Source organism: uncultured Caballeronia sp., assembly GCF_964243625.1.
In the GTDB taxonomy this organism is placed as follows: domain Bacteria; phylum Pseudomonadota; class Gammaproteobacteria; order Burkholderiales; family Burkholderiaceae; genus Caballeronia.
The window spans coordinates 1-10,488 of record NZ_CAXTGZ010000176.1 but is presented as its reverse complement, the minus strand read 5'-3'; the positions used below and the strand labels follow the sequence as shown (position 1 = coordinate 10,488).

General features: G+C 59.6%; 7 protein-coding genes, 1 tRNA gene and 1 pseudogene. 2 read left to right on the top strand and 7 right to left on the bottom strand.

Going from position 1 to position 10,488, the window contains the following annotated elements:
* Positions 1 to 187: pseudogene (locus ACFFAR_RS14130) on the bottom strand (hypothetical protein); the annotation flags it as partial.
* 120 nt (positions 188 to 307) lie between these two features.
* Between ACFFAR_RS14130 and ACFFAR_RS14125 the strand changes: the two are divergent.
* Positions 308 to 553 carry a zinc ribbon domain-containing protein gene (locus ACFFAR_RS14125; RefSeq protein ID WP_375508028.1) on the top strand — a complete coding sequence of 82 codons (246 nt, stop codon included), beginning with the start codon at positions 308 to 310 and terminating at the stop codon, positions 551 to 553.
* A 733-nt stretch (positions 554 to 1,286) separates the two neighbouring features.
* On the opposite strand, the gene ACFFAR_RS14120 is transcribed toward ACFFAR_RS14125, so the two are convergent.
* The 6 genes from ACFFAR_RS14120 to ACFFAR_RS14095 form a co-directional block, all read right to left on the bottom strand.
* Positions 1,287 to 2,411: an N-ethylmaleimide reductase gene (locus tag ACFFAR_RS14120; protein WP_174362982.1), complete on the bottom strand. Its 1,125-nt coding sequence runs from the start codon at positions 2,409 to 2,411 to the stop codon at positions 1,287 to 1,289.
* A 340-nt stretch (positions 2,412 to 2,751) separates the two neighbouring features.
* A tRNA-Ile gene (locus ACFFAR_RS14115) sits at positions 2,752 to 2,828 on the bottom strand.
* A 159-nt stretch (positions 2,829 to 2,987) separates the two neighbouring features.
* Entirely contained in the window at positions 2,988 to 5,234 is a 2,247-nt protein-coding gene (gene rpoD, locus ACFFAR_RS14110) for an RNA polymerase sigma factor RpoD (protein WP_119024683.1), read from the bottom strand.
* 524 nt (positions 5,235 to 5,758) lie between these two features.
* Positions 5,759 to 7,636, bottom strand: coding sequence for a DNA primase (gene dnaG, locus ACFFAR_RS14105; RefSeq protein WP_075358937.1), 1,878 nt, complete (start codon positions 7,634 to 7,636; stop codon positions 5,759 to 5,761).
* Between the two features lie 35 nt (positions 7,637 to 7,671).
* Positions 7,672 to 8,118: a GatB/YqeY domain-containing protein gene (locus tag ACFFAR_RS14100; RefSeq protein WP_174362978.1), complete on the bottom strand. Its 447-nt coding sequence runs from the start codon at positions 8,116 to 8,118 to the stop codon at positions 7,672 to 7,674.
* A gap of 353 nt (positions 8,119 to 8,471) precedes the next feature.
* Positions 8,472 to 9,683 (bottom strand): aminoacetone oxidase family FAD-binding enzyme, encoded by a 1,212-nt coding sequence (locus ACFFAR_RS14095; RefSeq protein ID WP_174362979.1) that lies wholly within the window; start codon positions 9,681 to 9,683, stop codon positions 8,472 to 8,474.
* Between the two features lie 101 nt (positions 9,684 to 9,784).
* Here ACFFAR_RS14095 and tsaD point away from each other — a divergent pair.
* Positions 9,785 to 10,488 (top strand): tRNA (adenosine(37)-N6)-threonylcarbamoyltransferase complex transferase subunit TsaD (gene tsaD, locus ACFFAR_RS14090; RefSeq protein WP_174362980.1); only part of this gene is annotated, 704 nt, incomplete at its 3' end.

The following is a 10,488-nucleotide window of genomic DNA, read 5'->3' as shown; positions in this document are numbered from 1 at the left end:
TATCGGGCGTATCCACTCTTGCATCGGGCTCGTGCAACGGTGCGTCGGGCCGACGTACGCCCTGATGAGCATCACCGCCCGTTGCGGCGCCACCCGGCAAGTTGCCGATGGACCCACCCCCGCTTGCGCCTGAACCACTATCGCCTAACGGCTTGCCGCTATTCTTCTCGCGTTCTGTCTGGGTCATGATGGTTCCTGTCCGTTTGCCGTGGTCAATACAAACAGCAAGTCACATTCCACTACCCGGCGCCGGCTTTCGTCACTTCCGCGGATTCCTCGGAGACGTTACCCTAAGCACCTGAAGCAGATGTCTCGTGTGAACCGTCGCCTTACGCTCAACACCATGCCAGTTTACGATTACGAATGCCCGGAATGCGGCCAGTTCGAAACCGCTCGACGTATTGCTCAGCGCAATGACGCGACCGCTTGCCCTCAGTGTGGGATGACCGCGCAGCGGGTGATGGTCGGTGCGCCGTCGTTGTCAGGCGAGACGCCCGAGCCTGGCGGAGGGTACGGGATGCGGCACATGGGTGGGTGCGCGTGGTGCCGGTAAGGTCGTGAGCCTCATCGTCTTCTTAAGATCGCAGCAGGACGGGCCGTGTCGAGTTGAGAATCGCACCATATCTCAGCCCACACGCGTGCGTAGTTGATCGCTTGTAAAGGCGTCGGAAATGGCTTCGAAGTGCACGAATTGAAAGGATCGTCGCCACCATTCGATACGCGCCATACCGACACGCTCCCCGCATAGTTGCCATCACCGGGCACGGCGGCACACTCGATGTTGAACCCGCGATATTCAAATTGCATGCGCCCTCCGTCCGTTCTTTTTCGTCTTGGACAGGGTTGCCAAGTAGTTTCGAGACGTACTCAGCGGCTCCGATTCAAATGGATGTCGCTACGTTTGCGCTTGGAAAGCAATATATGAAAAGCACTCCCGATCTTGCATTCTGCTTTCTTTAACGGATGGAAGCGTCCGATAAGAATGATCACATTCAGTGGCTTTCGTACATTGCATTGTCAGAATGCGCGCATCCGACAGTGTCTGCTTTTTAGATGTCGTCGAAGCGGCAGAAAACCGCGCAGCTTATCCTGGACGAGGTCCGAATGAGACTTCCGGTCGCGCAAAGCGCACCGGAACGCCTGTGCCTCATACAAAAACGCCGCTCGCTCGTCGCCGTTGTACGTCGACAGTGAACGAGCGGCTATTGCGTGGTTTCGGAAGCGGCGTGTCAGCACAAGTGAAGGAATCCTAGCCGCAGTCCAGATGCGACCGCGGGACTTGCCTTCTACCGGACAGCCGCTTCGTCACTCATCGACGGATAGTCGATATATCCTTTCGCATCGCCTCCATACATGGTGGCCTGATCCGGCTCGGTGAGCGCGGCGCCTGCCTTCAGGCGTTCGACAAGATCCGGGTTCGAAATGTACGGACGACCGAACGCGATAAGGTCCGCACGCTTTGTGGCCAATGTCGATTGTGCGAGCGCCTTGTCATAACCATTGTTGGCCATGAACAAGCCGTCGAAAGCCCGACGCAATACTTGCAGGTCAAATGCACCTGGAACGTCGCGAGTACCGCCGGTTTCACCCTCTATTACATGGAGATAAGCCAGCTTCAGCGCGTTGATCTTTTCAACGACATAGGTGTAAAGCGGCTCTGGATTGGTATCCGAGATATCGCCGAAGCTGCTCAGTGGAGAGATTCGCACACCGACCCTGTCGCCGCCCCATACACCGACCACGGCGTCAGCCACTTCGAGCAGGAGCCTGGCCCGGTTCTCGATCGAACCGCCATACTGGTCGGTGCGTCGATTTGTCTTGTCGCGCAAGAACTGGTCGAGCAGATAGCCGTTGGCGGCGTGAATCTCCACTCCGTCAAAACCTGCTGTCTTCGCATTCTGCGCGGCCGTTCGATATTGCTCGACAATACCCGGCAGTTCTGACGTTTCCAGCGCACGCGGTGTGACGAGCGGCACGAAACCGTCGTTGGTGAAAGCCTGCCCCTCGGGTTTTACCGCTGAGGGTGCGACCGGCAATGCATTATCCGGCTGGATGGAAGGATGCGAAATACGTCCGACGTGCCACAGTTGGAGGTACATCCGGCCGCCTTTGTCGTGAACCGCATTAGTGATGCGCCTCCAGGCTTTAACCTGTTCATCGTTGTAGATGCCCGGTGTGAAAACATAACCTTTGCCTTGCGGCGAGATCTGAGTCGCTTCGGCAATGATCAAACCGGCCGACGCACGCTGCGAATAGTATTCGATGGCAAGTTCACTCGGTACATCGCCCTCTTTCGCGCGACTGCGAGTGAGAGGAGCCATCACAATGCGGTTGGGCAGCGAGAGCGGCCCCAGTTGAACGGGTTCGAAGAGATAGTCGTCGATAGCGGCATTGCTGGTTTCTTTCGTCATGCTATTCCTATCGGTGAATGAATTCGGCTGCGCCTGGCGAAATCCATGCCATATAAAGGCAAGCGGAGATGCGGTCTCAAATGGTAAAGCAAGAATCGGCTGCCCGCTTTTTCGCCAGCGACCCCTCTCATCGGAAGGCGTCGCCCAAATGCGAAAACCGCGCTGACACAGCGCGGTTTGAAATGTACAGGGAGACTTATCGGCGACGACAATTTGACTTTGCCCCGCCTCAAAGCGCCGAGAAAGCAAAGTATGGCCGATCGTGCGGTCAAGCATGCCCCCCAGGAGGGTATGCGATGCTTAACGGCACATGGAAGTAGCGTGAAACGCTCGGGAATCTTGGTGGGCCGGGTGGGATTCGAACCCACTATCGGTCGATTATGAGTCGACAGCTTATACCAATTAAGCTTCCGGCCCTTTGTGCAGCGGAACGCAGATCAACACTGCCGTGATCACGAACTTCGTTCGTAACACACTCGCGAAGGTCTGCGAGTTTGCCTTGAAACGAGCCATAAAACAAGCGGGGCGGCCCAACCTGGACCGCCCCGCTCGGGTGCTTCATTCACGCCTCGACCATCAATTCCCTTCCAGGAACGACTTCAGCTTGTCCGAACGGCTTGGATGACGAAGCTTGCGCAGCGCCTTCGCCTCGATCTGGCGAATCCGTTCGCGGGTGACATCGAACTGCTTGCCGACTTCTTCAAGCGTATGGTCCGTACTCATCTCGATACCAAAACGCATGCGCAGCACCTTCGCTTCGCGCGGCGTCAACGAATCGAGCACGTCCTTCACGACGTCGCGCATGCTGGCGTGCAGCGCAGCATCCGCCGGCGCGACCGTATTCGTGTCTTCGATAAAGTCACCCAGATGCGAGTCGTCGTCGTCCCCGATCGGCGTTTCCATGGAGATCGGCTCCTTCGCGATCTTCATGATCTTGCGGATCTTGTCTTCCGGCATTTCCATCTTCTCGGCGAGCGTTGCCGGATCCGGCTCAAGACCGGTTTCCTGCAGGATCTGCCGCGAAATACGGTTCATCTTGTTGATCGTTTCGATCATGTGAACCGGAATCCGGATGGTGCGCGCCTGGTCGGCAATCGACCGCGTGATGGCCTGGCGAATCCACCATGTGGCGTAAGTCGAGAATTTATAACCACGACGGTATTCGAACTTGTCCACCGCCTTCATCAGGCCGATGTTGCCTTCCTGGATCAGGTCAAGAAACTGCAGCCCGCGGTTCGTGTATTTCTTGGCAATCGAGATTACGAGACGCAAGTTCGCTTCCGTCATTTCGCGCTTGGCCTGACGCGCTTTCAGTTCGCCGGCCGCCATCTGACGGTTGGTTTCCTTCAGGTCCTTCAACGGCAACACAACCCGCGCCTGCAAGTCGAGCAGACGTTGCTGCTGTTCGCGAATCGCGGGAACGTTACGCGCCAGGATCACGCTGTAGCCGTGATTCTCAGCAACGACTTTCTCCGACCATTCGAGATCCGTCTCGCTACCCGGAAAACGCGCGATGAACTCGGCCCGCGGCATGCCGCATTTATCGACAACGGTATGCAGGATCTGACGTTCCACCTGACGTACTTCGTCCACTTGCGCGCGCAGCGTGTCGCACAGGCGCTCAACGGTACGTGCGGTAAAGCGGATGGTCATCAGCTCGCTCTGAATGGCTTCCTGCGCCTTCAGATAAGCCTTCGACTTGTAGCCTTCCTTCTCGTAAGCGCGGCGCATCTTGTCGAACCACTCGCTGATGAGCGAGAATTTTTCGAGCGATGCACGCTTGAGCGCTTCCAGTTGCGCGGCGTTGGCGTTCGCCTGAGCAGTGGTTTCGTCGACTTCTTCCTCGTCTTCGCTGCTTTCGTCGGCTTCCTCTTCGTCCTCGCTTTCAATGGCTTCCGCTTCCTGCTCGGAGAAACCATCGGCGTCGGCGGCGTTCGGGTCGATCAGACCGTCCACCAGTTCGTCAACGCGCGTTTCTTCGTTCTGCACGCGCTCGGCCATCGCGAGAATGTCCGCGATGGTCGTCGGGCACGCCGAAATGGCCATCACCATGTGCTTGAGGCCATCTTCAATGCGCTTCGCGATCTCGATTTCGCCTTCGCGCGTGAGCAGCTCGACTGTGCCCATTTCGCGCATGTACATGCGCACCGGATCGGTCGTACGGCCAAATTCGGAATCGACAGTGGACAGTGCGACTTCGGCCTCTTCCTCGACCTCGTCATCCGACGATGCGGCCGGCGCGTTGTCGTTGAGCAGCAGCGTTTCAGCGTCCGGCGCCTGTTCGTAGACCGCCACGCCCATGTCGTTGAACGTGCTGATAATCCCTTCGATCGCTTCCGTTTCCGTGAAGTTGTCGGGCAGGTGATCGTTGATTTCCGCGTAGGTCAGGAAGCCGCGTTCCTTGCCGAGCTTGATCAGCGCGCGCAGTTTCGCACGGCGCTCCTCGAGCTCTTCAACCGTACCGGGCGCGCTGGAGGCGAACGCGTCCTTCAACAGCGCTTTTTCCTTGGCACGCCGGTCGCGCGCCTTGACCTTCTCGACCTTGACCGGAGGCGCGGCTACGGCATCCGCTGCGGGCACCGCAGGATCGGCCTGGACGTTTTGCGCGTTTTGCGTTGCGTCGTCATCGACGGGTACTTCGTTCAGCTTTTTCGTCATGGAGTTCGCCGTACCGGCATTAGTCTCGACTCGCGGCTGCTGGACGACAGCCGATGGAACCGTGGATACTGAATGTGTGCGCGCTGCCTCGTCCTGCGTCGACACGACTTTCCGGGCATTACGCCGTCCGGGGTCCTGCGCCGGACCTCGCTTCACGACGCGCATGCGAGCCTGCTTCGACTCCTGCTTCGTGACGCGTTTCCGGCCCGCATTAGCAGCCGCTTCCGTTGCACTCGCTTGCTTGCCGGCCGAACTTCCGGCCTTCTCCGCTTAGCCCGCCGCATCCGACTGGCCGGAAATGCTGCCGGCCCGACTTGTCGACTGACCCAGCGTTTTTTTGCCTGGCGGCCTGACGGCTTTCGCCGCTCTGGCCGGCCCTGCACTCACTGCCGATGCAACCGAGCCTTGCTTCCTGGTGCTCAATTCAGTGCCCGGTTGACTGCCTGACTGACTACTTGAAGCAGACAAACCGGAAGGTGACTTGACGGCTGACGCGCGGTGTCTGGACGCTCCGGAGGAAGGAACTGACCGGCTTTGGGCCACTGCCCGTTTCGACTCGTTAGAGCCGCGTGCCGTTGTTTTCTTCCCGCTAGCAGTCTTAACCATGCGTGCCTCACCTCTTTTTCGCAAATGAGCACAAAAGTCAAAAAAACAACTTGCTGAAAACCTTTAATTGTAGCATGCGCTATTTACACCTCCCGACTTACCCCGCGTGCAGCCTTGATTTGAGCAGCTTTAACCGATAACTCCGAGAATTCGGCAATTTCTTCTGCGGTCAGGCTGGCCTGCTGCGCCAGTTGATCCAGCCGATTCCTATAGCTGTCATGCCGGAGTTTGACAACGGTTGCCTGCAGTTCCTCTGCCAAAAGCTTTTTCTGCTCCTGCACACGCTCGTTGGCAGACTCGTCAGCGGGGTCCCGCATCAGCAGGTCACGTACATTTTCATCATAGGCGAGAATTTCCTGGAAGATATCCTCGTAAGTCGGGGCGTTCGCGGCGTTGCGCAACAGATCCGACAACATCTGGAACTCCGCGGTCTCGCCCAGCTCCCGCGCATGTCCGATCACTTCGCTGAATAATTCGCCGTGTTCGGTCATGGTCACGAGCGACTGCTCGCTTTCGTGATCGAGCGTTTTATAAATCGATGGATACATCACCAGATTGCGCAACGCACGTTGTTCATGCCCTTTGACGCGACGCCGCTCGCTCTTCGGCAACGCGGCCCGGGCAACTGCCGCGGCGCGCGAATCGATGTCGCACAGTGCCGCAATTTCGCCAAACGGCGTATTCAGCCGATCGGCCAGCATGTGCAGGATCTGCACGCGCAGCGCGTTGGGTGGAAGCGCCTGCAGCAGCGGTTTGGCATCGAACAGCGCCTTCGCGCGGCCTTCCGGCTGGTCGAGCTCCTTGTCGTTCAAAATCTCGTTGAGCAGGAATTGCGACAGCGGCATGGCGCGATCGACCTGTTCACCAAAACCGTCCGTGCCGAACTCGCGCACGTAGCTGTCCGGATCGTGCTCTTTTGGCAGGAACAGGAAGCGGATGGTGCGGTTGTCGGCGGCGTGCGGCAAACATGCTTCGAGCGCGCGACGCGCGGCGCGACGGCCAGCGGAATCGCCATCGAAGCTGAACACGACCGTTTCAGTCTGACGAAACAGCTTTTGAACGTGGACCGGCGTGCAGGCCGTCCCGAGCGTGGCGACCGCATTCGCAAACCCGAGTTGCGCGAGCGCCACCACGTCCATATACCCTTCGACGACCAATGCGTAGCCAAGTTCGCGGATGGCCAGACGTGCTTCAAACAAACCGTACAACTCGCTGCCCTTGCTGAACAGCGGCGTTTCCGGCGAGTTCAGGTACTTGGGTTCGCCACCGTCGAGCACGCGTCCCCCAAAACCGATCACGTTTCCCTTCACATTGCGGATGGGAAACATCACGCGTTCGCGGAAGCGGTCGTACCGGCGGGACTGGCCCTGGTTGTCGCTTTTTTCGCTGACGATGATCAGGCCCGCGTCCACCAGGTTGTCGTTCTTGTAATCGGGAAACGCGCTTTCCAGGTTCTGCCAGCCGTCCGGCGCGTAACCCAGCCCGAACCGCAATGCGATTTCGCCGGTGAGACCGCGTTTTTTCAGATATTCGATGGCGTTAGGCGCCCCGCGCAATTGCTTCCTGTAGAAGTCACAGGCGGTTTGCATCACTTCCGTCAACGCGACGCTGACCGCCTTGCTTGGCGCAGGCGAATAGCCTTCGCCCGATCCGCCCGAAAGCCGCGAGGGTTCCTGCGGAACCGTCAAGCCGACTGATTGGGCGAGTTCCTGTACGGCTTCCGGAAAGGTCAGCGCCGTGTGCTCCATGAGAAAGCTGATGGCCGTGCCGTGCGCGCCGCAGCCGAAGCAGTGATAGAACTGCTTGGTCGGGCTGACCGTGAACGAGGGACTTTTCTCGTTATGGAACGGGCACAGGCCCATGAAGTTCGCGCCGCCCTTCTTCAACTGGACGAACTTGCCCACCACGTCGACGATATCGACGCGGTTCAGCAAGTCCTGAAGAAACGAATGCGGAATCACTTAGTAAGTCTTTTGCTGAGTCTTTATGAGAAGCTTTATTTGGCGAGCGCCGCTTTTACCAGGCCCGACACCGCCGTCATGTCGGCGCGTCCGCCCAGCTTCGGTTTCAGCACGCCCATCACCTTGCCCATGTCCTGCGGACCCGCCGCGCCCGTTGCCGTCACGGCAGCCTGGATCTCGGCGTTGATGTCATCGGCTGATAATTGTTCCGGCATGTAGGCCGACAACACGCCCAGTTCGGCTTGTTCCTTCGCAACCAGGTCGTCGCGTCCGGCTGTCTGGAACTGGCTGATGGAATCCTTGCGCTGCTTGATCATCTTGTCGATCACCGCCGTGATCGCTGCGTCGTCCAGTGTGATGCGCTCATCGACTTCGCGCTGCTTGATCGCCGCGAGCAGCAGCCGGATGGTCCCGAGGCGCTCCGTTTCGCGGGCGCGCATTGCGGTTTTCATGTCGTCGGTGATCTGGTCTTTAAGGCTCATTGCTTGGGACTCTGCTGATGCTGTGTTAAGAATTCTGCCGTTCATGGCTCAATGCAAAAACCCGCTTGAGAGGGTTTCCTCAAGCGGGATCACGAACCAGGGTGTTTCGAGTACTTTTGAAACCGGCCGGCGTGGCGCTGTGCGCCTGCCAGCGTGTTTTGGGAAGGGATCGAATTGTTTTTCATGGATCACCGCCCCGATTGCACTCTTTTGAGTTGCGCCGATTGTCGCTACTAACGAGGCAGTATAGCAGGTCGAAAACAGGTTTTCTAAGCCAGGAGCGGGCTTGATCCATCTTGCAAATCATCGGCTAAAACCATGCTGGTCATGGGTTTGGGGCCTGCTTGAACGTTTCAGGCACGAACCTGCTCGGCCGCCGCCTTTCCCGCCGCCACCGCGGACGCCCACGCCCACTGGAAGTTGTATCCGCCGAGCCAGCCGGTGACATCGACGGCCTCGCCGATGAAATACAAACCAGCGACCCGCGCGCTCATCATCGTTGCCGACGAAAGCTCGCGCGTGTCCACACCGCCGCGGGTGACTTCGGCTTTCCGGTAGCCTTCCGTGCCGTTTGGCGTCAGTGTCCAGCGCGACAGCGATTCGCCGATCTGACGCAGGGTTTTATCGGGGAGATCGGCAAGACGCGAATCCGCCGGCACGCGCTGGACGTCGAGCCAGGTCTGGGCAAGCCGCGCCGGAACGCGTTCCGCGAGCAACGTACCGACCTGTTTGCGCGATTCACGCTTGGCGGCAAGCAGATCGCCGGTCGCATCCACGCCCGGCAGCAAGTCGATACAAATCGGCTCCGACGGGTTCCAGTAGCTCGAAATCTGCAGCACGCCGGGCCCCGACAAACCCCTGTGCGTGAGCAGCAGATCCTCGGAGAATTCCGTGCGCTGGCGGCCCGTGCCAGCGCTCAGTTCAACGGGTACGGACAGCCCGGATAGCGCCGCGAACGGCTCCCAGTCGGCCGGTGCGAACGTCAGCGGCACGAGGGCGGGACGGGTATCGATGAGCTTGTGGCCGAACTGCTTCGCCACACGATACGCAAAATCCGTCGCGCCGATTTTCGGTATCGACAGGCCGCCGGTCGCGACAACGAGCGCCGCGCACGACATCGCGCCCGCGGTCGTTGCAAGCGTGAAGCGGGCGCCGTCGTGACTGATGGTATCGATTCCGACCGGCCGGCGCCACGTCACGCCGCCCGTGTCGCATTCGCTCTTCAGGACCTGGATGATCGATTCGCTGGAGTCATCGCAGAAAAGCTGGCCTTTGTGTTTTTCGTGCCACACCACGCGATGCCGCCTGAGCAGCGCGAGAAAATCCTGAGGCGTGTAACGGGCGAGCGCGGAGCGGCAAAAATGCGGATTTGCCGATAAAAAATTCGCCGGCCCGGCGTTGATATTCGTGAAGTTGCAGCGCCCGCCACCCGAAATGCGGATCTTTTCAGCGAGCCGTTCGGCATGGTCGATCAGCACCACGCGGCGGCCGTTTTGCGCGGCCACGGCGGCGCACATCATGCCGGCGGCGCCCGCACCGATGACGGCGATATCGTAAGTTTCCATGGCGCGCATTGTAGCGGCTGGCCGCCGGGGTTGCCGAGGGCAGAACGGCTGCCGCTGGTATACTTGCGCGCTACCCCAAACATCCCGAGAAGTCCCCCGCCATGCTCGTTCTAGGCATCGAAAGCTCCTGCGATGAAACCGGCCTTGCCCTCTACGACACCGAGCGCGGCCTGCTTTCGCACGCACTGCATTCGCAAATCGCCATGCACCGGGAATACGGCGGCGTCGTGCCCGAACTGGCATCGCGCGACCATATTCGCCGCGCGTTGCCGCTGCTCGAACAAGTGATGGCGGAAGCGAAAACGGCGCCTGCGGACATCGACGCCATCGCGTTCACGCAAGGGCCCGGCCTCGCCGGCGCGCTGCTGGTCGGCGCGAGTGTGGCGAACGCACTGGCCATGGCGTGGGATCTGCCGACCGTCGGCATTCATCATCTGGAAGGGCATCTGCTGTCGCCGCTTCTCGTGAGCGAGCCGCCGCCGTTTCCGTTCGTGGCGCTGCTGGTATCGGGCGGACACACGCAGTTGATGCGCGTGACCGACGTCGGGGAATACGAAACGCTCGGCGAGACGCTCGACGACGCCGCAGGCGAAGCCTTCGACAAAACCGCCAAGCTCCTCGGCCTGGGCTACCCAGGTGGCCCGGAGGTCTCGCGGCTGGCCGAATCCGGCACATCCGGCGCGGTCAGACTGCCACGCCCGATGCTGCATTCCGGCGACCTGGACTTCAGCTTCAGCGGTTTGAAGACCGCCGTGCTCACTCACAGCCGCAAGCTCGGCGCGGACGTCAGCGAGCAGTCGAAGGC

Bases quoted from the DNA above. Each gene is read 5' to 3' on its own strand.
- ACFFAR_RS14125 (WP_375508028.1), top strand. From the start codon at position 308: ATGTCTCGTGTGAACCGTCGCCTTACGCTCAACACCATGCCAGTTTAC.
- ACFFAR_RS14120 (WP_174362982.1), bottom strand. From the start codon at position 2,411: ATGACGAAAGAAACCAGCAATGCCGCTATCGACGACTATCTCTTCGAA.
- rpoD (WP_119024683.1), bottom strand. From the start codon at position 5,234: ATGCGCGTCGTGAAGCGAGGTCCGGCGCAGGACCCCGGACGGCGTAAT.
- ACFFAR_RS14100 (WP_174362978.1), bottom strand. From the start codon at position 8,118: ATGAGCCTTAAAGACCAGATCACCGACGACATGAAAACCGCAATGCGC.
- ACFFAR_RS14095 (WP_174362979.1), bottom strand. From the start codon at position 9,683: ATGGAAACTTACGATATCGCCGTCATCGGTGCGGGCGCCGCCGGCATG.